This window comes from Kineosporia rhizophila (assembly GCF_021277265.1).
GTDB lineage: Bacteria > Actinomycetota > Actinomycetes > Actinomycetales > Kineosporiaceae > Kineosporia > Kineosporia rhizophila.
Genome location: NZ_JAJSOH010000008.1, coordinates 198070 through 218688, shown reverse-complemented (window position 1 = coordinate 218688; position 20619 = coordinate 198070). Strand labels below are relative to the sequence as shown.

The following is a 20619-nucleotide window of genomic DNA, read 5'->3' as shown; positions in this document are numbered from 1 at the left end:
CTCGTCCGCTTCCCTGCCGATCACCCCGTCGGCCGAAGCTTTCGCTCATGCAGCGAGAGTCTGTGGTGACCTCGGCCGAGCTGAGCCTGTTGCCCTCGGCCGGATCGTCCTCCGTGGTCGTGCCTCCTTCTGCCGCAGTCGGTCCCGGAGCGGGGCGGCTGCGGGTCGCGATCGTCGCCGAGTCGTTCCTGCCCACCGGCAACGGCGTGACGAACAGCGTCTGCCGGGTGCTGGAGCACCTGGCCCGGCGCGGCCATGAGGCCGTCGTCATCTGCCCCGGCCCGGCTCCCGAGAGCTTCGCCGGGTTCCGGGTGGTCGGCGTGCCCTCGTTCAGCTACCGCCAGTTCCCGGTCGGCATGCCCAGCTCCAAGGTCCTGCGCACGCTCTCCGGGTTCCGGCCGGACATCGTCCACCTCGCTTCCCCCTTCGTCCTGGGCGCCGTCGGAGTGACCGCGGCCGGACAGCTGGGCGTACCGACGGTGGCCGTGTTCCAGACCGACGTCCCGGCCTTCGCCCAGCGCCACCACATGGGCGCGCTGGCCAGCACGGCCTGGCGCTGGGTACGCCGGATCCACTCCCAGGCGGATCTGACACTCGCCCCGTCCAGCTCGGCCCTGGAGGAACTGCGCGAGCACGCGGTGCCGCGGCTCGCCCTCTGGCAGCGCGGGGTCGACAGCGAGCGCTTCCATCCCGACCGTCGCGAGACCCCGGACGTGCAGGCGCTGCGGGCCCGGCTCGCCCCGAACGGCGAGGTGCTGGTCGGCTACGTCGGCCGGCTGGCCACCGAGAAGCGGGTCGACCGGCTGGTCGCGCTGGCCGGCCTGCCCAACGTGCGCCTGGTCGTCGCCGGCGACGGGCCGCACCGCAAGGTGCTCGAGCGCACTCTGAAGAACGCCACGTTCCTCGGCTGGCAGGACGGTGACGGTCTGGCCGACACCTTCGCCGCGCTGGACCTTTTCGTGCACACCGGCACCTCCGAGACCTTCGGGCAGACCCTGCAGGAGGCGATGGCCAGCGGCGTGCCGGTGGTCGCCCCGGCCGCCGGCGGACCGCTCGACCTGGTCACCCCGGGCACCAACGGCCTGCTGTACCGCCCGGAGGACGACGACGACCTGCGCCACTGCGTGCAGACCCTGGCCGACGACCCGGAACAGCGCCGCTGGATGGGCGCGGCCGGCCGGGTAGGGGTGCAGCGCAACACCTGGGAAATGCTCGGCGACGAGCTGCTCGGGCACTACCGCAGCGTGCTCGGCGCCGGGGTCGAGGTGGCTTCCTAGCCCGGATTTCTGTGCAAAAGCATTTAGAACGGACTTATCCGCCACTTGGCGTACCGGCCGGGCCCAGTTGTGAAGCTTGAACGGTCAAGCATGGCTTCACGAAAGGGTCTGCCGATGAATCTCCGGCGCAAGCTCTCCCTGCTCGCCTCGTCCGCCCTGCTGGTGCCGGTGGCGCTGGCCACCGGCGCCGCCGGTGCCTCAGCGGCCGGCGCGTCCGACGCGGCCGAGGCCTGCTCCAGCTACCCGCACCCGGCGACCGGCAACTTCCGCCCCTCGGCCAACCCCGTCAGCACGCCTGAGGTACGCGAGTTCTACCCCTGGAACTACCTGATGCCGGCCGAGGGCGTGTACGAGGTCTGCCTGGACGGTGCGGCCGGCACCAACTACGACATCGAACTCCTTTACTGGGACTCCACGGTCCGCGACTACGTGGTGGTCGCCGCCTCCCGCGGCGCGGGCTCGACCGAGCGGTTGTCGTACACCGCCGTCGGCGACAACCTCGCCCAGTTCCGGGTCCGCGTGGTGGCGGTAGAGGGCTACGGCGCCTACACCGTGGCGGTGCGGATGCCCCAGGACGGCTGAGCTCGGACAGGTCAGGTGTGACGGCGGGAATCCGGCCGTCACACCTGACCGTCTGGTCCCTGCAGCATTCAGGTTCAACCGTCGTCGGCCGGATTCCCCAGGTACGCTCGGTCTCACGATGTCCAGTTCCTACCGTTCCCGGCGCGTGTTCCGGTTCCTCGGCGCCGTGGCCGTGGTCACCGGTCTGACTCTGGGCACCGGCCTTCCGGCCGAGGCCGCCCCCGCGCCGAAGAAGAAGTTCGTGCCGCCCAAGGCCGTCTCCTGGGTCGGCGGCGAAGACCTGATCAGCACGAAGACCCTCACCGACCTGCCCGCCGGCGTGCCCGCCCCGCCCGCGCCCAAGGCCACCTCCTGGCTCGTCGCCGACCTGGACACCCGCGAGATCGTCGCCGCCCGCAACGTGCACGTACCGCTCGCCCCGGCCTCCACCCTCAAGGTGTTCACCTCGCTGGCGCTGGCCCCCGAGCTCGACCGCGAGCAGGTCTACACCGGCACCTTCGAGGACGCGAACATCGACGGCACCCGGGTGGGCATCGTCGCGGGCTCCCGTTACACGGTCGACGACCTGCTGCACGGTCTGCTGATGAGCAGCGGCAACGACACCGCCCACGCCCTCGGCGAACTGGTCGGCGGCAATTCCGCCGCGGTCGGCCTGATGCGGGCCAAGGCGGTGGAGCTGGGCGCGTTCGACACGGTGATCCGCAACACCAGCGGCCTCGACGCCAAGGGCCAGGTGAGCAGCGCCTACGACCTGGCGCTGGCCGGTTCGGCCGCGCTCGACGACGAGCAACTGGCCAAGATCATGGTCACCCCCGCCTACGCGTTCCCGGCGCAGGGAAAGTCGCTGGGCGCCAAGCGCAAGCGTTACCAGACCCAGAACCACAACCGGCTGCTCGGCTACCTCCCGGGCGTCACCGGCATCAAGAACGGCTACACCAGCAAGGCCCTGGCCTCCAACGTGGCCAGTGCCACGTACAAGGGGCACTCGTACATCGCTGTGGTGATGCGGGCCGAGGGTGCGGTCTTCACCCCCACCGGCGAACTGCTGGAGTGGGCCTTCAAGTACGGGCAGAAGGCCCGGCCGGTGGGCACTCTGGTCAAGCCCGGTGAGCTGACCGCGATGACCGGCCCGGACGTTCCCGAGGTGACCGAACAGAACAACAGCCTGTCCGCCGCCGAGGCACCCCCGTCTCCTCAGCCGTCCTCAGTCGATGCTCTGGCCGGTGCCGCCCTGCCGGCCACGGCCACCGCCGACCCGCAGAACCCGGTGCTGAAGTTCTGGCCGGTGGCCGCGATCAGCCTGCTCCTGCTGGCGGTAGCGGCTTTCGGCCTACGGCCGGTTCTGGCGAACAGCCGGCGTACCCGCCGGATGCGCAACCGGCAGCGGCGTTCCCGGCACGGGTACTGAGGTCCGTGAGACTGCACGTCGGGTGCGCGATGTGGACGCACAAGGCCTGGGTCGGACGGGTCGCCCCCCGCACCGCCGACGCGCAGGAACGGCTGCGCCACTACGCGGGCTGGTGCAATGCCGTCGAGGGCAACACCACGTTCTATGCCACCCCGAGCCGGGCCACCGTCGAGTCGTGGGCGTCACAGACCCCCGAGCACTTCCGCTTCGCCGCCAAGCTGCCGCGCACCGTCACCCACGGCCGCCAGCTCAACGGCGCCGACCTGCGAACCTTCCTCCACGTGATCGAACCCCTGGGGCCCCGCCTGGACCCGCTCTGGGTACAGCTCCCGGGCTCGTTCGCGCCGGCCGACCTGTCCTCACTCGAGAGACTGCTGAAAAGCCTTCCGCAGCAGCACCGTTGCGCGGTCGAGGTGCGGCACCCGCGGTTCTTCGACGATCCGGCCGAGGCCCGGCGCCTGGAGCAGGTCTGCGCCACCGTGGGCGCCGAATGGATCTCGTTCGACACCACCGTGTTCTTCGACGAGCCACCCACCAGTGATGCGGAACGCGAGGCCTGGGAACGCAAGCCCCGCCTGCCCCGCCGCTCGGTCGCGCTGACCGAGCGGCCTACCGTTCGCTATCTCGGCCGTGACGACGAGCGCGCGACCGTGGCCGGCTGGCAGCCCTGGGTCGAGATCGTGGCCGGATGGCTGCGCGAGGGGCGCTCCCCAACCTTCTTCCTGCACACGCCCGACAACAACGATGCCCCCACGCTGGCCCGGCGCTTCCACGAAGAGGTGCGCACCCTCGTCCCCGGTCTGGAACCGTTGCCGGAGCCCGAGCCGACCGAACCCGCCACGCTCTTCTGAGTTTCCGGGCCGCTACCCGTCCGGCCCACCGCCGAAAGAGCGAACCGCAGCAGCCTGCTCATGAGCCGCCGTCGCCGACCGATCAGTGGTGGCGTGAGACCGAGACCCAGCCTGCCCGAGCAGGCCCGCCACGAGGCGGTCGCCCGCCTCATCGGCCTCGGTCTGTACCACGAGGCGCAAGGCCTGCTCAGTATCGACGAGCCGGTGGACGCCGAGCTGGGCATGCTCAGCTCGCTCCTGGCCGGCGACCCGCAGGCCGCGGCCAAGTTCCTGGGGCGGCGGATGATGGCGCAGAACGCCCGCGCGGGTGAGGTGGACCTGGTGCGCGGTTGCATCGCGCTGGTCTCGGGACACGACGAGAACCTGGCCGGCACCGAGCAGGTGCTGGCGCAGATGAAGGCCCGCAGCCAGGACTGGGCGGCCTTCGCGGTGAGTGCGGCGCCGCACGATCTGCACGCCGCGGCGCGGGCCGCGGCCATGGTCACCGAGCAGACCGGGCCTGCTGTCCTGGCCGTGCTGGCCGCGGCCCGGGCGGTCGGCGGCGATGCTCAGGGCGCCCAGAAACTGCTTGAAGCCGGCGAGAACGGCGTGGGCGACGATCCGCGCCGCAAGACCGTCGAGCTACTGAAGACCCACGGCTACGACGTGGCCGTTCAGGCGCTCGAGGCCGCCCGTTTCCAGCGGCACTCGTTCGCCCAGTCGATGACCCGCCGCTACGGCGCCTGGCGCCGGCGGCGGGACGAACGTGATCTGCAGTGCCGGTGCGCAACCACCCCGGTGTGGGCCGGTGAGAGCTCGCGGTACTACGTGAACTGGCACCTGGAACTGCTCGAGAGCCTCTCCCCCGAACCGGACGAGACGGCCTGGCGCATCCTGTTCTGCGCCCGTAGCGGCGTGCGCTACCTGGACCGCTCGTCCATCCCGGTGTCGGTGCGGATCGGTGCGTTCACCGGTTCGCTGGAGACCTGGCTTCCGTCAGCGACGTAGCCCGGGAGCGGCGCGGAAGACCTCGCCCTCACCGCTCAGGGTCAGCGGACCCGCGGTGGCCGTGACGAAGGCCGAGTGCCCACTCTCCAGCGTCACCGAGACACCGTCGGCGGTCACCGTGACCGAGCCCTTGGTGCAGAGCACGATCTGCGGGCCACCGACCGAGGCGTCGGTACCGCGGCTCTGACCGCTCACCACCACCCGGCTGAGCTGGAAGTCCTCCACCGGGGGACGCCAGGCCAGCTCCTCGTCGGCCAGCGGGGTCAGGTTGCTGTCACCGGAGGCCAGCGGCTGCGTCTCGACCACGTCGAGAAGCTCCCCGACGTTGATCTCCTTGCTGGTCAGGCCGCAGCGCAGGACGTTGTCGGAACCGGCCATGATCTCCACGCCGAGACCGCTGAGGTAGGCGTGCGGCACCCCGGCGTCCACGAACACGGTCTGCCCCGGAGTCATCCGGACCAGGTCGAGCAGCAGCGGCGCGAGCACCATCGGGTCGGCCGGGTGCAGGCCGATCAGCCGGTCGAGCCAGCCGAACACCTCGGGGTAGTCGGGGCTGCCCTCGGCGGTGAGCCGGCTGCTGCCCGCCGCCACCTCGGCGACCAGCGCCGCCCGGTCCTCCACCGGCCAGGTGATCAGCAGTTCCAGGCCGGCCCGGAGCCGGGCCGCCTCGTCCTGGCCGCTCTCGTCCAGGGCGGCGATCAGCGGCTCCAGCCGCGGCGAGCGCAGCCGGCCGAGCAGCATCGCCACCTGGGCCGGCGGGCGGAAGCCGTACAGCGCCTCGATCGGCTCCAGCGCGTAGAGCATCTCCGGCTTGTGGAACGGGTCGACGTACGGCGACTCCGGACCCGTCGTGTACTTCTCGCGGGCGCGCTCGGAGGTCGGGTGGACCTGCACCGACAGCGGCCGCGCAATCGCCAGGATCTTGAACAGGTAGGGCAGCCGCGGGCCGAAGCGCTCCAGCGTCTCGCTGCCCAGCACCTGCTCGCCGAAGCGCTCGATCGCCTCGGGCAGCGGCAGCTCACGACCGTCGGGCAGCACCAGCACCGACGGCGCCGACGGGTGCGTGCCCATCCACAGCTCGGCCTCCGGCCCGCCGCTGGGCGTACGGCTCTGCAGCAGGGCGAGCGCCGAGGTGGAACCCCAGTCGTAGTCCCGGATCGAGTTCCGCATCGCGGTCACCGCCGGAACTGCGGTCAGGGGCTGCTCGTTTGCCGAAGTTTCAGCGGTCCAGGCCGTCATGCGCGTCACCATACCGGGACGCCTGACCGGTTCCGTCCGAAAGGGCCGATCCCGCCTGATGTTCGGGCTGATGTCACCCGACCGGCAACAGCTTCCCGCACAACTGGTCACTCTGCGTCATTCCAGAGTCGTTTCAGAGCCTGAAGACGCGGGTGGGCACCTGGTCAGCCCGCGTCCGGTTCCGCGTCGGCGGCCAGAGCGAGGAGGTCGTCGGCGATCCGGCCCGGCTCGGTGGTCAGCACCCGTGCGCCGTCGCCGTAGTACCAGCTCACCCGGGCCCGGGCCAGTCCGCCGAGGGCCTCGGCGATGCCGGTCCGGGTGGCCGTGCCGCCCCCCTCCGGGTCGGACACACCGTCCGGCGGCACCACCGGGCAGAGCACCGTCGGCACCCCGATCAGCGGGTACCAGGCCCGGGGCTCGCCGAGGAAGATCGAGCGGGCCACCTCCCGGCGCCGGGTGACGATCGGGTCGGACGCGACCGCCGCGTCCGAGTCGTCCATCGGGGTGTCGGGGTTCTCGGTGTTCCAGAAGCGCTCGAACGAGGGGTAGCGCCAGGCCGGGCGGGTCCAGCCGCCGTCGATGCAGCACAGGCCGGTCAGCCCGTCGCGCCGGGCGGCCAGCGACAGCGCCACGTTGGCGCCCCACCCGTGCCCGGCCACGATCGGCGAGCGGGCGCCGGTGTAGCCGAGCTGGTCGAGCAGCGTGGCCAGGTCGTCGGCGCAGGTGTCGGTGTCGTAGCCGGACCCGGGCGAGGCCGAGCGGCCGTGCCCGCGCAGGTCGACGGCGGCGATCTCGTGGCCGGACTCGACCAGCCGTTCCGCCACCTGACCCCACACCGAGGAGTCCGACGACTCGCCGTGCACCAGCAGGAACGGGCGTAAGGGGGCCTCGATCCGGGCCACCGCCAGGGCGGGCCCGTCGATCAGCTGCACCATCTGCACCTCGCCCTGTTCGACCGGCATGCCCCGTCCCTGCCCTCTGTCTCGCCCACGCTGACCGGATGTGACCAGCCGACCGTATGTGATTCGGCTCCGATCTGCCTGCTCAGGAGCTTCCCGGTGCGTCGCTCCCGAACTCGGTCCGGACCGGCCCGGGGATGCCGACGCGGGCCCGGCGGCGAGAAGGTGCCAGAATGATGGGCATGCCTGAGAGTGGTAGCGCGCGGCCCCGGCTGCTGTCCGGAATGCAGCCGACCTCCGATTCCCTGCACCTGGGGAACTACATCGGCGCGCTGGCCAACTGGGTCGAGCTGCAGGAGCAGTTCGAGGCTTACTTCTTCATCGCCGACCTGCACACCATCACGATGGGGCACGACCCGAAGGCCCTGCGCACGCGCTCGCACCGCTACATCGCGCAGTACCTGGCCGCGGGCATCGACCCGGCGAAGTCGGTGCTGTTCGCGCAGAGCCACGTCCCCGAGCACCCGCGCCTGTCCTGGGTGCTGGAGTGCCTGACCGGGTTCGGCGAGGCCGGCCGGATGACCCAGTTCAAGGACAAGTCGCAGAAGGACGGCACCGAGGGTGCCACCGTCGGGCTGTTCACCTACCCGATCCTGCAGGCGGCCGACATCCTGCTCTACCGGCCCGCCCTGGTCCCGGTCGGCGAGGACCAGCGGCAGCACCTGGAGCTCACCCGCGACCTGGCGCAGCGGTTCAACAAGCGCTTCGGCAAGACCTTCCGGGTGCCCGAGGCGCACATCGTGAAGGCCACCGCGAAGATCCTCGACCTGCAGCACCCCGACAAGAAGATGAGCGGCAGCGTCGGCGGTCCGGGGTGCCTGTGGCTGCTCGACGACCCGAAGGTGTCGGCCAAGAAGATCCGTTCGGCGGTCACCGACACCGGTCGCGACATCGTCTTCGACCCGGAGAACAAGCCCGGCGTCTCCAACCTGCTCACCATCCTCTCGGTGCTCACCAAGGCCCCGGTCGAGACGCTGGAGCAGAAGTTCGCCGGGGCCGGCTACGGCGACCTGAAGAAGGAGGTCGCCGCGGCGTACGAGGAGTTCGCCGGTCCGGTCGCCGAGAAGGCCAACGCGCTGCTCGCCGACCCGGGCACGCTCGACGACATCCTCGCCGACGGGGCGGCGAGGGCCCAGGAGACGACCGCGCGGGTGCTCGCCGAGGTCTACGACCGGGTCGGGTTCCTGCCTCCGAAGCGTTGACCGGCATGCCCACCCCCCGGGAAGCACCGCCGACCATGAGCATGGCGGTGCTGCGGCCCGCCCCGGAACAGGCCGACGACATCGTCACCATCGGCGTGGTCCTGGACATCCCCCAGCCGCACGGCGAGTTCCTGCGGCAGCGCCGGGCCGCCTTCGGCGACCCGCTCGCCGCCGAGATCCCGCCGCACATCACCCTGCTTCCGCCCACCCCGGTGCCGGAGGACGAGGACCAGGCGATCCAGGACCACCTGGCCGCGGTCGCCGCCGTCACTGCCCCGTTCCGGATCGCCCTGGCCGGCACCGGGTCGTTCCGGCCGATCTCGCCGGTGGTGTTCGTCAAGCTCGCCGAGGGCGCCGAGCACTGCGCCGACCTGCAGCGTCTGCTGCGCACCGGCCCGCTCAAGCGCACCCTCGAGTTCGACTACCACCCGCACGTCACGGTCGCCCACCACCTGGACGACGCCGCGATGGACCGGGCGGAGGCCGAGCTCCTGGGCTACCAGGCCGAGTTCGAGGCCACCGGGCTGAACTTCTACGAGCACGACGGCGACGGGGTCTGGCAGCTGCGCCGGCGCTTCGGGTTCCGCGCCGCCGGGGGCTGATCGCGCACATCGCCGGGTTTGCTGGACACTATGCCCCGTGAGCGAGACGACAGCGTCAGCGTCCAAGTCCCCGGCCCGTCTGCTGGCCCGCGCCCAGCGCACCGTCGCCTGGCGCGCCTGGCAGCGCTACGGCAAGGCCCGGGGCGGGGTGCTGGCCGGGGGCATGGCGTACGCGGCGTTCTTCTCGATCTTCCCGGCCCTGGCCGTCGGCTTCACCGTGTTCGGCCTGGTCGTGGGCGACGACCGGGCGATGCAGAAACGCGTGATCGAGGCGGTCAACGACGGCGTGGGCACGGTGGTGATCAGCCCGATCGGTGAGACCGGGGGCATCGTCTCGATCGACACGCTGACCGGCGGCGACCAGCTCACCATCGCCGGCATCATCGGTCTGGTCGGTTTCCTGTTCACCGGCCTGGGCTGGCTGGACGCGATGCGCGAGGGCATCCGGGCGATGTTCGGCCGGCCCACCCAGGAGGCCAACTTCGCCCTGGCCAAGGCCCGCGACCTGGGCGTGCTGGTGAGTATCGGCCTGGTGATGCTGCTCTCGGCGGTCTCCGGCATCTTCGTCAGCGCCTCCACCGGCGTGATCCTGGGCTGGATCGGCGTGGACGAGGGCTCGAGCCTGGGCCGGGTGGTCCTCGGCTGCGCCGGCACCCTGCTCGTCCTCGGCGTCGACATCCTGATCTTCATGCTGCTGTTCCGCCTGCTGTCCGGTGTTCAGCTGCCCAACCACGACCTGTGGGACGCGGCCCTGTTCGGCGGCATCGGCCTGGGCATCCTGAAGCTGCTGTCCGGCGTGCTGCTCAACGGCGCCTCCAACAACAAGTTCCTGGCCACCGCCGGGGTCGCCCTGATCCTGCTGGTCTGGCTCAACCTGGTCTGCCGCCTCACCCTGGTCGCCGCCGCCTGGGGCGCCACCCAGGCCATCGACCGTGGCCATCTGGCCGACACCGTCGCCCTGCCCGAGCACACGGTCACTGTGGAACGCGCCCGCGCCGGCCTGGCCACCTCCGCGCGCCCCGCCGCCTCGACCAACCCGGCCGCCGCCGGCGTCCGCACCGCCGTCCCGGTCCAGCCCGTCCCCTACACCCCCGTGGTCAGCCCCCGCGCCGCAGACCGCGTTTCGGTGGTGGCGGGTGCCGTGCTGGGCGCCGCCGGCCTGGTGGCCGCACGCACTGCCGTGGGCGCGGTGAAGTCGGTGGGCAGCGTGGTGCGGCGGGACGACGACTGATCCGGCCGTACTACCTTCGCCTCATGGTCGATGTGCTGTATCCCAAGCCCCTGCGAGCCGGCGACCGGATCGAGGTTCCCGCTCCCTCCATGGGTGTTCCCGGCCCATTGCTGGGCCGCCTTGCCGACGCGGCAGCATCTCTGCAGCGCAGCGGATTCGATGTCGCTCTGCACGACCACACCCGGATCGGCGGGCTCACCCCGGCCCCGGCCACCGAACGAGCTCAGGCCCTGCACGCTGCCTTCAGCGACGCCGGAGCCGTACTGCCGCCCTGGGGTGGGGAACTCGCGATCGAACTGGTGGAGCAGATCGACTGGGAGGCCATCGCCCGATCGCGTACCTGGTTCGTCGGCTGGTCCGACATCTCCACCCTGCTCATGCCGCTGACCGTCGTCACCGGCCTGGCCACCCTGCACGGCGCCAACCTGATGGACGAACCGTGGGAGCTACCCACCCAGTTCTCCCGGTGGACCGAGGTCGCCGGCCGGGACGAAGGTGCCTCCTTCGAGCAGCAGTCGGCGCCTTTCCGGCGCTCGCGCCCCTGGGTCGACTGGAAGGACGAACCGCTCGATCGCGCGTCAGCCTACGAAGCCCCCACCCACTGGCGTCCATTGGACGGCCGACCACGGCTCACCATGCGCGGCCGACTCATCGGTGGCTGCCTGGAGACCGTCTCTCTGCTGGCGGGCACGCGTTACGGCGACGTCCCCGGCTTCGCCCGACGTCACGCTCCCGAGGGCGTGATCGTCTACCTGGAGGTCTCCGGCTCCGACCCGGTCACGGTGCTCCGGATGCTCTGGTCGCTGCGCCTGGCCGGCTGGTTCGACCACGCCTCCGGCATCCTGATCGGCCGCACCAGCGCCCCGGACACCCCCGAACTGACGCAGGAGCAGGCCGTCCAGCGGGCCCTGGGCGACCTCGGCCTCCCCGTGGTCCTCGACTTCGACACCGGCCACCAGCCCCCACAGATGCCCCTGGTCAACGGTGCACTCGCGGAGGTGACCCTCAACGACGGCCAGTGCGTGATCGTGCAGAGTCTCGTCCCCTGACCGGCAAGCTCCGCTGCCAGGTCGCTCCGCCGCTCCGCGTACGACGGCGCCAGATCAACTTCAGCCGCAGTGACCAGAGCGGCCAGACCCGGCGAAGCGATGGCGTAGTCGATCCGCCACCCCGCCCCGGTGTCCAAGGGCCGTCGTCAATCCACCAGATCAAGCAGATGCGCGTTCAAGCCTGCTCAGCGTGTTGGCCGAGTCCTCGGCGCCAGTCATGAGTTGGGCGTCTGCCCGGACCGCGGCGATCATGTCCGCCAACCGCCGACGATCCTTCTTCGTCAGCTCGACCTCGCGGAAGTCACGAGCAGCGATGAGCGATGCGAGAGTCAGGAAGTCGCTTCGGTGGCGGCCCTTCGCCGGATCGCCGACAGCGCTGTGAGCCGCCGCCTTCATGACCAGTGCTCCCACCAGCGTTGGACGGCGAACTGAACCTTCGCGCCCTCGACGGACACCAAGACCGACTCGCTGCGATCAAGCGCCTGGGTACCGTCTGGCGTCGGGAGGGTCGGGCTGGCGGTGACACCGGTCCTCAGGGCCGCCTTCTCTCCCACGCCATCGGGCAGCAGCACGTCGATCGTCGCCTGGCCACGCACCCAACGATGCTGGATCCCTTCGGCCGAGATACCTGATGCCCTGAACCCAAGGCCCACCAGGACCTGCGTAAATATCTGAAGCATGTTGGGGCGAGCTCTGACGTCGATCACCGTGTCGATATCGTTCGTCGGACGAGTAGGCGCATGGCTGGCCTCAGCGCAATGCAGATGAACCATCTGCCCGCCCACAAGAGTCCAGCCGTCCCCCAGCTTCTCGTGAAGGTCCATGACCCCGTGCCAGGAGGCAGCTTGGGGGCTGGACATTGCGGGTAGAACAATCATGATGAATCCCCCGATTTTCCTTGCTTCACCCGCGACTTCGCGAGTTCGTACAACAACTCGGCCGCCCTGGCCTCCTCACGAGGGCGTCGATACTCAGCCAGATCTGCAGCCAGCAGGAGCAGACCGCGATCCTCGCCGCCAGCCGGGCCGAGTGAGCCGACATGCAGGACGACATTGGCCTTGGCCTCGGCCCTCTCTTGGACGAGGAGATAGTCCTGGGCAACCGCCTCGACCTGACCTACGGCGACATACCCCTCGACCAGGTCACCCGATGCAATACCGCTGCGCGGGTCGCTGAGTCCTGACAAGGCAATGCGTCGATCTTCGCGTAGATCTACCAGATCACGCACGGATGCCCGCCAGAGCTGGCGCTGTGCGCGGTTCCGCAACAGCGATCTCAGAATGCCGGCGGACTCCTGCACTTCGGCTTCAGACAGCACCGCATGCATCGAGAACCGCGCGAGAAGGCTCGACACCCGCTTTTCGGCTCGGCTTCGCTCCGCAGCAGCCACTTTGGAGAGGGCCTGGGAATCGCCTCGGCCGACCGCTATCAGAGCCCAGGCCGAGCGCTCCGAAAGCGGGCGCCCGGCGCGATGGCGCTCAGCGACCAGTGAAAGTGATGATTCGTCGATCGCCCATCGCGAGCCGATCCGCTGGGCCGGCAACGAACCGTCGGCGATTCGCTGATGCACGCGCGCTACACCGACGCCCAGTCGCCGAGCGGCTTCGGCCACGTCTATCAACGCCACGTACACAATTCTATACGAGCGTATAGGATTGTGTTACTACCATGGGTAGTCTCGGAACTGATCCAAATCTAAAGGGCCAGGTCCACGACGACGGGAGAGTGGTCGCTCCACCGCTCCGCGTACGACGGCGCCAGATCAACTTCAGCCGCAGTGACCAGAGCAGCCAGACCCGGCGAAGCGATGGCGTAGTCGATCCGCCACCCCGCCCCGGTGTCCCACGCCTTCCCCCGCCACGAGAACCACGTGTACGGTCCGGGCCCCTCCCCCGCCAGCTTCCGGTGCACGTCCACGAAGCCGTCCTCGTCGAAGAGCGCGTCCATCCAGGCCCTTTCGGCCGGCAGGAAGCCGGCCTTCTTCAGGTTGCCCTTCCAGTTCTTCAGGTCGACCTCGCGGTGGCAGATGTTGAGGTCGCCGCAGACCAGCAGATGACGTCCGTCGGCGGCGAGTTTGTTCATCCGCTCGCGCATCTCGTTCAGGAAGCGGTGCTTCTCGTCCTGCTTCGGGGTCTCCGCCTCGCCGGTGTGCACGTAGACCGAGACCACCGTGAGCAGGCCGCCGTCGGCCAGGGCGAAGTCGGCCTCGACCCAGCGGCCGGCGCCGAGGAAGGAGCCCAGGCCGGAGCGGGTGGCCACCGGCTCGGTGCGGGACAGCACGGCCACGCCGGCCCGCCCCTTGGCCGAGGAGGACTCCTCGTGCACGCCGTGCCAGCCCTCGCCCATGATTTTGTAGAGCGTGGGGTCGTCGGCGCGGACCTCTTGGAGGCAGAGGATGTCGGGCTGCCGCTCGGCCAGCCAGGCGGGCATGCCCCGGCGCTCGGCGGCACGGATGCCGTTGACGTTGGCGGTGGCGATCCTCATCGGGCCATCTTCTCCCATCCGCGCGTGTCCCCCGGACAGGCTGCGCGTCATACCTGGTTACTGGCCGGTCAGGGGCGGATTCCGGGTTCGGGCGTGACCGGAGGGGCGTTTCGGCGCACGTTCGCCGGTGGCTTTGTGTGAAACCCCTGTCACACCGGCGCGGAAGAGGGTAGACAACTTGTCATGACCCTTCTGGACGACGCGGCCGGGATCAGTGCTGATCTTGCCGATCTGCGGCACCGGCTGCACCGGCGCCCCGAGATCGGGCTGAAGGTGCAACGCACCCAGCAGGCGGTGCTGGAGGCCCTGGACGGGCTGGACCTGGAGATCACGGCCGGCTCGGACATCGGCTCGGTCACCGCGGTGCTGCGGGGCGAGGGTGCGGCGGATCCGGAGAATGCACCGGTGGTGCTGCTCCGGGCCGACATGGATGCACTGCCGGTGCACGAGGAGGTGGACGTTGCGTTCCGCTCCACGGTCGACGGGGCGATGCACGCCTGCGGCCATGATCTGCACACGGCGATGCTGGTGGGGGCGGCCCGGCTGCTGAGCGACCGGCGGGATCAGCTCGGCGGCGATGTGGTGCTGATGTTCCAGCCGGGTGAAGAGGGGTATCAGGGCGCAGCCAAGATGATCGACGGCGGGGTGCTGGGGGCAGCCGGGCGCGCGGCGGACAAGGCATTCGCCCTGCATGTGCTGCCCAACCAGGTTTCGCGGGGCACGGTAGCCAGTCGCTCTGGCGCCGTGATGGCCGCCGCTGATGGGCTTTTCGTCACGGCTCGAGGCCTCGGTGGGCACGCCGCCTCGCCTCACCTGGCCCACGACCCGGTGCCTGCCATCTGCGAGATGGTGATGGCGTTGCAGACCGCGATCACCCGCCGGATCGATGCTTTCGAGGCCGCGGTGCTCACCGTGGGCAAGCTCAAGGCGGGCACCAAGCACACGGTCATCCCCGACACGGCCGGGTTCGAGGCCACCGTGCGCACTTTCGACCGGGGCGTGCGCCGCAAGGTGCGCGACGTGGTGCACCAGGTGTGCCACGGCATCGCCGACGCGCACGGGGTCGAGGTGAGCATCGAGTACCTCGAAGAATGCCCGGTCACCATGAACGACGTCAGTGCAACCGATTTCGCGTTCCAGACGGCTTCGGAGCTGTTTGGTGAACAGAGGACGTTTGCACTCCCCCGGCCTCTCACCGGCACCGAGGACTTCTCGCGGGTTCTCGAACGAGTGCCCGGCGCAATGGTTCTGATCGGCGCCTGCCCAGAAGGACGGGATCCGGAGATGGCGCCGAGCAATCACTCCCCGCACGCCGCGTTCGACGATGCAGTGTTGCCCGACGGCGCCGCGCTCTACGCCGAACTGGCTCTGCGGCAGTTGAATCGATGAAACCCAACAACTGAATTGGGGACGTTTGTGCGCCAGTCGCGCACAAACGTCCCCAATTTGTTCTGGAACCTACTGGCGCTCAGCCGCTTCCACGACGTTGGCCAGCAGCATGGCCCGGGTCATCGGGCCCACACCACCGGGGTTGGGCGCCACCCAGCCCGCCACCTCGCGCACGCTCAGCGCGACATCGCCGGCCAGCTTGGACTTTCCGGTGACCGGGTCGGGCTCGGTGCGGCTGACCCCGACGTCGAGCACCACCGCACCCGGCTTGACCATGTCGGCGGTGATCATGTTGGCCACGCCCGCGGCGGCGACCACCACGTCGGCCCGGCGCACGTGCTCGGCCGTGTCCCGAGTACCGGTGTGGCACAACGTGACCGTGGCATTCAGCTCGCGCCGGGTGAGCAGCAGGCCCAGCGGACGGCCGACGGTGACGCCGCGGCCGACCACGCAGACCTCCTTGCCCTTGAGGTCGATGTCGTTGCGCAGCAACAGGTCGACGATGCCGTGCGGGGTGCACGGGATCGGCGACGTCATCGGCGCATTGACGTTGAGCACCAGCCGGCCGAGGTTGGTCGGGTGCAGACCGTCGGCGTCCTTGTCCGGGTCGATCAGCTCGAGCACCCGGTCGGAGTCCAGGCCCTTGGGCAACGGCAGCTGGACGATGTAGCCGGTGCAGGCCGGGTCGTCGTTCAGCCGCCTGATCGCGTCCTCCACCTGCTGCTGGGTGGCGTCGGCGGGCAGGTCCTCGCGGATGCTGTTGATGCCGACCTCGAGGCAGTCGGCGTGCTTCATCGCCACGTACTTGGCGCTGCCCGGGTCTTCCCCGACCAGAACCGTGCCCAGCCCGGGAACGATGCCCTTGGCCTTCAGCGCGGCGACCCGCTCCTTGAGCTCGAGCCGGATCGCGGCCGCGGCCGCCTTGCCGTCGAGGAGCTTGGCGGTCACCAGGTCTCCAGACCGTCGTAGAGCGGGAAGTCGGCGGCCAGCCTGTCCACCCGCTTGCGCAGCGCGTCCACGTCGCAGGTGGGCTGCAGGGCGGCGGCGATCACGTCGGCGACCTCGGTGAACTCCTCGTCGCCGAAGCCCCGGGTGGCCAGCGCGGGCGTGCCGATCCGCAGGCCGGAGGTGACCATCGGCGGGCGCGGGTCGAATGGCACGGCGTTGCGGTTCACCGTGATGCCGATCTCGTGCAGCCGGTCCTCGGCCTGCTTGCCGTCGAGCGTGGACTCGCGCAGGTCGACCAGGATCAGGTGCACGTCGGTGCCGCCGGTGAGCACGGAGACGCCCGCCTTGGTGGCGTCCTCGGCGGTGAGGCGCTCGGCCAGGATCTTGGCGCCGCGCAGCGTGCGCTCCTGGCGGTCCTTGAACTCCTCGCCGTGGGCGATCTTGAACGCGGCCGCCTTGCCGGCGATCACGTGCATCAGCGGGCCGCCCTGCTGGCCCGGGAACACCGCGGACTGGAACTTCTTGGCGTGCTCGTCGCTGTTGGCCAGGATGATGCCGCCGCGCGGGCCGGCCAGCGTCTTGTGCGTGGTGCTGGTGACGACGTGGGCGTGCGGGACCGGGCTGGGGTGCAGACCGGCCGCGACCAGACCGGCGAAGTGCGCCATGTCGACCATCAGCATCGCGCCGACCTCGTCGGCGATCGAGCGGAAGGCGGCGAAGTCGAGCTGGCGGGGGTAGGCGGACCAGCCGGCGATGATCAGCTTCGGCCGGTGCTCCAGGGCCTTCTCGCGCACCACGTCCATGTCGACCAGGAACGTCTTGGGGTCGACCCCGTAGGCGGCCACGTCGTACAGCCGGCCGGAGAAGTTGATCTTCATGCCGTGGGTCAGGTGGCCACCGTGGGCCAGCTCGAGGCCCAGGATGCCGTCACCGTGGCGGATCAGGGCGTGCATGGCGGCCGCGTTGGCCTGCGCGCCGGAGTGCGGCTGCACGTTGGCGTAGGCGGCCCCGAACAGCGACTTGACCCGGCTGATGGCCAGTTCCTCGGCGATGTCCACGTACTCGCAGCCACCGTAGTAGCGCTTGCCGGGGTAGCCCTCGGCGTACTTGTTGGTGAGCACCGAACCCTGCGCCTCGAGCACGGCTCGGGGGGCGAAGTTCTCGCTTGCGATCATCTCCAGCGTGCCCCGCTGGCGGCCGAGCTCTTGGCCGAGGACGGCGGCGAGCTCCGGGTCGGCGTCGGCCAGGGACTTCTGGGTGATCGCACGGCTGTTGACGGCGTCGGTCATGCGGTCGGCTCCAAGCGGTAGCGGTCGTCGGGTGGGCAGGGTGGTTCCCCATTGGCCCCGGGCCCAGGCGAACGACCCGAAGACGACGACTCCACCGCTTCCCGGTGGTGACCCACCCGAACGCCAGTTGCGGCACACACATGCTACCAACGCACCCCGGGTGCCGGTCGAGACGGCCCGCGACCGCACCACGTCCGCAATCAGCAGTGATCCGGCGGTTTGCCCACGGCTTTAGGATCCGGGACATGGAAGAGCTGCGCTTCGGCATCACCCTCGACGACCGCCCGGCCCGCGTCCAGGAGATGGGCGGGCGCGACTTCACGGTGATCGGCGCGGTGTCGTCGTACCAGGAGATCGGGGTGGACGCCGAGGGCCGGCTCTTCCTGCTGGACCCCACGCCGAGCACGCCGAGTCTGCTGAACACCACGATGGATGCCTTCCGCGGCTTCCTGAAGGCGTTCGACGAGTTCTACGCCGGCGAGCCCGCTCCCGACTCGGGCGAGGAGCCGCTGGTCCCTCGCCGTAAGCGACTGCGGCTGCTGAAGAAACAGCTGAACGCAGTGGACACCGAGGCCATTGCCAAGGATCTGTACTGGTGCGTGATCGTGGAGCAGATCGAGGACGCCATCCTGTAACGGACGCCTTCGGCTCCCCACCGGGAGCCGCCACCTTCGGGCCATCGGTGCCCACCGACGTCTTCAATTGAGAAAACGGCCCCCGGGAGCATTCTCCCGAGGGCCGTTCTCGTGGCTGGAGCTAGTTGCCGTAGACCTCTTTGTACTTCGCGGCGGCGTTCGGGTTCTGCCCGCTGCCGTAGATCGAGCCCGCGTAGTAGCCGGCGTCCTCGTTGAAGTAGGCCTCGTAGGCGAGCTGGCTGCCCAGGCTCTCGAACCAGTTCTTCATCTTGGCGATGTAGTACGGGTTGTCGCCGCCGTTGTTACCGGCGTTGGCCGTGCCCGGGTAGACGCCCCACTCGGGGACGCTGATCTTCTTGCCCCGGTTCTTGGCCCAGTTCGCCCAGTAGTTCAGGCCCTGCTTGCCGTTGAGGTGCACGTTCCACGACTTCTCGTCGACCGCACCCGGCCACATGTCGTAGGAGTCGAGGCCGACGATGTCGACGTACTCGTCGCCCGGGTAGGCCTTGGTCGGGTCGGACAGACCGGCGCTGACGCCCCGGTTGACCGTCCAGTCCCAGGTCAGGGCGGGGGCCACGGACTCGGCCGCGCCGACCACCTGACGCCAGCACTCCTTGAAGGCGTCGGTGTCGCTGGCCTGCCAGGCGTACCAGTCGCCGTTGAACTCCCAGCCCAGCCGGATCACCGTGCTGTCGGAGATACCGGCGTTCTTGATGCCCTTGGCGATCTGCTCCCACTTGTCGTTGTAGGCCCCGGTGGCGCACTGCTGCAGCGTGCTGCCGTCTTCCGGGAACGGCGGGAAGCCGAAGACCTTGGTGTAGGAGGTGTCCTTCCAGCTGCGGTACAGCCAGTCCGGGTTCACCAGGTCGTCCCAGTTGGCGCGGGCCGGCCAGTCGACGACCACGTCGAGGGCCCGGCCGCGCCAGTCGCCGAAGGCCTCGGCGTTGCTGGCCAGGCTGCCCGGCATGTACATGCCCGAGGCCCAGCCCAGACCGGAGTTCTTGTCGCTGAGGTTGGCCAGGCCGACCTGGGTGGTGCCGCCGGCGCGGGGAGCCTTCGACGAGGGGGTGTCGTCGCCGCCGCCGGAGTCGCTGGTCTTGCTACCGGTCGGCGACTTGCTCGGCGCCTTGCTCTTGGTCGCCTTCTCGCTGGTCTTGCGGGCCGTTGAGATGGCCTTGCTCAGGCGTTCCTGGTTCTTCTTCAGCTGCTCGGTGGTGGGTGACGGCGGCCGCGTCTGGGTGATCGGCGGCATCTCGAGGCTGTCGGTGGTGAGCGCCGCGTCCTCGATCTTCTCGTCGCTCTCGCGGTTCATGAACTGCGAGGCGGGCACGGCCACGACCAGGGCGATCGCCACGGCGCTGAGCCAGGCGCGCTTGTTGCTGGCCGCCCGGCCGATCGGGCCGCGGTTGGAGCGACGGCCCGTCTTGGGGCGCTTGCCGCGCAGGTCACGACGCGACGACAGCTCGCCGGTGGGCGTCGGGTCGTCGACCGTGACGTCGGCCTCGATGATGTCGGCGGAGGCCGCGGGCAGCGTGATCGAGCCGGTGGGGGGCGGCGGCATCATGCCGGTACGCGTGGGGATCGCACCGGTGCGGCCGGAGCGGACCCGGATGCTCCCGGTGCTCGTCTCGTCGAGCTCGGGGATGGCCACGGTGGCGGCGTGCGGGTCGGTCTCCCGGCCCATCAGGCCGAAGGTCAGCTGACGCTGCAGGGCGCGACGCTTACGGCGCTTCTCCATCCGCTCGCGGCGGGCGCGCAGATCGGCCCGGCTCAGCTGCGGTTCGCGACGGGCCGGCTCGACCCGCACACGGGGAGCCTCGCCGTCGGCGAAGAAGGAAGCACTTTCGGCGGCGCCGACGCGCGCGCCGGTGGCGGCACGGCGCTTACGGCGGGCCTGGGCGGGGTCTGCGTACTGGTCGTGCTGGTCCGACGGGGCGTACTGGGAGGGGCTGTAGCTGTTGCGGGCGGCCCGGCCGTTGGACGAATCAAGCACCTCGCCACCACGAGCGGAGGACTGGTGCCCCTCACGCTCCGCAGCCGTTCGTGCCTGCCGATCGCTTTCGGCCTGAGCCCTGCGTCTGCTCGTCACGGTGGTTCTCTGCTCCCATGGTCGCCGGCCACTGATCAGCGTCTGGCCGCCATCGGCCGGTTGATACGGACGCATCCCGGTCAATCAGCTCAACCGAGATCGAATCGTGATGCTAAGGGACCCCGTTCCCAACCGTCTAATGTGGGCCAGACCATACCAGTGCTGGTCAGAGGGCATTCAAAACAGACGACCAATTCTCAGGGCGGTCTCAGCGGTTGCCTGGAGCAGCTGATCGACAAGCCTCCAGAACAGCCCTCGCGCAGGTCATCACGGCGTGTTGGAAGGGCCGGAATGATCATGTGAGCTGGGCGCCTGACAGTGGGCGATCAGACGACTACGGATTCTCCGTGGCCGCCGTGCGGCATATCTTTGCCGCTTCCATAACATTCACTTAGCGT

The 20619-nt window shown here is 69.8% G+C and carries 20 protein-coding genes, 1 pseudogene and 1 riboswitch; of the genes and pseudogenes, 11 read left to right on the top strand and 10 right to left on the bottom strand.

From position 1 onward, the window contains the following. The first annotated feature begins 47 nt into the window (after positions 1-47). The 5 genes from LWF15_RS14820 (at position 48) to LWF15_RS14800 (ending at position 5105) form a co-directional block, all read left to right on the top strand. Complete coding sequence (locus tag LWF15_RS14820; RefSeq protein WP_232811382.1) at positions 48-1277, top strand: glycosyltransferase family 4 protein; 1230 nt, start codon at positions 48-50, stop codon at positions 1275-1277. Between the two features lie 114 nt (positions 1278-1391). Beyond that, on the top strand, positions 1392-1859 hold the full coding sequence (locus LWF15_RS14815; protein WP_232811381.1) for a hypothetical protein: 468 nt from the start codon (positions 1392-1394) through the stop codon (positions 1857-1859). A 118-nt stretch (positions 1860-1977) separates the two neighbouring features. Next, positions 1978-3267: a D-alanyl-D-alanine carboxypeptidase family protein gene (locus tag LWF15_RS14810; RefSeq protein WP_232811380.1), complete on the top strand. Its 1290-nt coding sequence runs from the start codon at positions 1978-1980 to the stop codon at positions 3265-3267. 5 nt (positions 3268-3272) lie between these two features. Next, complete coding sequence (locus tag LWF15_RS14805; RefSeq protein WP_232811379.1) at positions 3273-4118, top strand: DUF72 domain-containing protein; 846 nt, start codon at positions 3273-3275, stop codon at positions 4116-4118. A gap of 93 nt (positions 4119-4211) precedes the next feature. Next, positions 4212-5105: a hypothetical protein gene (locus LWF15_RS14800; protein ID WP_232811378.1), complete on the top strand. Its 894-nt coding sequence runs from the start codon at positions 4212-4214 to the stop codon at positions 5103-5105. On the opposite strand, the gene manA is transcribed toward LWF15_RS14800, so the two are convergent. Beyond that, positions 5094-6344, bottom strand: coding sequence for a mannose-6-phosphate isomerase, class I (manA, locus tag LWF15_RS14795; protein ID WP_232811377.1), 1251 nt, complete (start codon positions 6342-6344; stop codon positions 5094-5096). The genes LWF15_RS14800 and manA overlap by 12 nt on opposite strands. A gap of 164 nt (positions 6345-6508) precedes the next feature. After that, positions 6509-7306, bottom strand: coding sequence for an alpha/beta fold hydrolase (locus tag LWF15_RS14790; RefSeq protein ID WP_232811376.1), 798 nt, complete (start codon positions 7304-7306; stop codon positions 6509-6511). A 179-nt stretch (positions 7307-7485) separates the two neighbouring features. On the opposite strand from LWF15_RS14790, the gene trpS reads away from it, so the two are divergent. The 4 genes from trpS to LWF15_RS14770 are packed head-to-tail and all read left to right on the top strand — an operon-like array spanning position 7486 to position 11387. Then, positions 7486-8505: a tryptophan--tRNA ligase gene (gene trpS, locus LWF15_RS14785; RefSeq protein ID WP_232811375.1), complete on the top strand. Its 1020-nt coding sequence runs from the start codon at positions 7486-7488 to the stop codon at positions 8503-8505. Between the two features lie 5 nt (positions 8506-8510). Continuing rightward, positions 8511-9107, top strand: coding sequence for a 2'-5' RNA ligase family protein (locus LWF15_RS14780; RefSeq protein ID WP_232811374.1), 597 nt, complete (start codon positions 8511-8513; stop codon positions 9105-9107). Positions 9108-9144: 37 nt separating this feature from the next. Then, positions 9145-10338: a YihY/virulence factor BrkB family protein gene (locus LWF15_RS14775; protein WP_232811373.1), complete on the top strand. Its 1194-nt coding sequence runs from the start codon at positions 9145-9147 to the stop codon at positions 10336-10338. 23 nt (positions 10339-10361) lie between these two features. Beyond that, on the top strand, positions 10362-11387 hold the full coding sequence (locus LWF15_RS14770; RefSeq protein WP_232811372.1) for a S66 family peptidase: 1026 nt from the start codon (positions 10362-10364) through the stop codon (positions 11385-11387). A gap of 11 nt (positions 11388-11398) precedes the next feature. Here the strand turns inward: LWF15_RS14770 and LWF15_RS38140 are convergent. The 5 genes and pseudogenes from LWF15_RS38140 to LWF15_RS14750 all read right to left on the bottom strand — a co-directional run. Next, positions 11399-11512: pseudogene (locus LWF15_RS38140) on the bottom strand (exodeoxyribonuclease III); the annotation flags it as partial. Between the two features lie 34 nt (positions 11513-11546). Next, the gene (locus LWF15_RS14765) at positions 11547-11783 is read right to left on the bottom strand and encodes a hypothetical protein (RefSeq protein ID WP_232811371.1); all 237 of its coding nucleotides are present in this window, start codon (positions 11781-11783) and stop codon (positions 11547-11549) included. Next, a complete protein-coding gene (locus LWF15_RS14760; RefSeq protein ID WP_232811370.1) occupies positions 11780-12211 on the bottom strand; it encodes a hypothetical protein in 432 nt (143 codons plus the stop codon). Before LWF15_RS14760 ends, LWF15_RS14765 begins: the two co-directional genes overlap by 4 nt. A gap of 50 nt (positions 12212-12261) precedes the next feature. Further along, complete coding sequence (locus LWF15_RS14755; RefSeq protein WP_232811369.1) at positions 12262-13014, bottom strand: helix-turn-helix domain-containing protein; 753 nt, start codon at positions 13012-13014, stop codon at positions 12262-12264. Positions 13015-13082: 68 nt separating this feature from the next. Further along, positions 13083-13871 carry an exodeoxyribonuclease III gene (locus tag LWF15_RS14750; protein ID WP_232811368.1) on the bottom strand — a complete coding sequence of 263 codons (789 nt, stop codon included), beginning with the start codon at positions 13869-13871 and terminating at the stop codon, positions 13083-13085. Between the two features lie 183 nt (positions 13872-14054). Here LWF15_RS14750 and LWF15_RS14745 point away from each other — a divergent pair, with 183 nt between their 5' ends. After that, a complete protein-coding gene (locus LWF15_RS14745; protein WP_232811367.1) occupies positions 14055-15260 on the top strand; it encodes a M20 metallopeptidase family protein in 1206 nt (401 codons plus the stop codon). Between the two features lie 69 nt (positions 15261-15329). On the opposite strand, the gene LWF15_RS14740 is transcribed toward LWF15_RS14745, so the two are convergent. Together LWF15_RS14740 and glyA are read right to left on the bottom strand one after the other, a co-directional pair. After that, positions 15330-16208 (bottom strand): bifunctional methylenetetrahydrofolate dehydrogenase/methenyltetrahydrofolate cyclohydrolase, encoded by an 879-nt coding sequence (locus tag LWF15_RS14740; RefSeq protein WP_232811366.1) that lies wholly within the window; start codon positions 16206-16208, stop codon positions 15330-15332. Then, positions 16205-17497 carry a serine hydroxymethyltransferase gene (gene glyA / locus LWF15_RS14735; RefSeq protein ID WP_232811365.1) on the bottom strand — a complete coding sequence of 431 codons (1293 nt, stop codon included), beginning with the start codon at positions 17495-17497 and terminating at the stop codon, positions 16205-16207. The genes LWF15_RS14740 and glyA overlap by 4 nt, the downstream gene beginning before the upstream one ends. Positions 17498-17551: 54 nt before the next feature. Further along, positions 17552-17638, bottom strand: a riboswitch (ZMP/ZTP riboswitch). 104 nt (positions 17639-17742) lie between these two features. Here glyA and LWF15_RS14730 point away from each other — a divergent pair. Further along, positions 17743-18132, top strand: coding sequence for a hypothetical protein (locus LWF15_RS14730; RefSeq protein WP_232811364.1), 390 nt, complete (start codon positions 17743-17745; stop codon positions 18130-18132). A gap of 121 nt (positions 18133-18253) precedes the next feature. On the opposite strand, the gene LWF15_RS37520 is transcribed toward LWF15_RS14730, so the two are convergent. After that, positions 18254-20125, bottom strand: coding sequence for a glycoside hydrolase family 26 protein (locus LWF15_RS37520; protein ID WP_232811363.1), 1872 nt, complete (start codon positions 20123-20125; stop codon positions 18254-18256). Between the last annotated feature and the right edge of the window lie 494 nt (positions 20126-20619).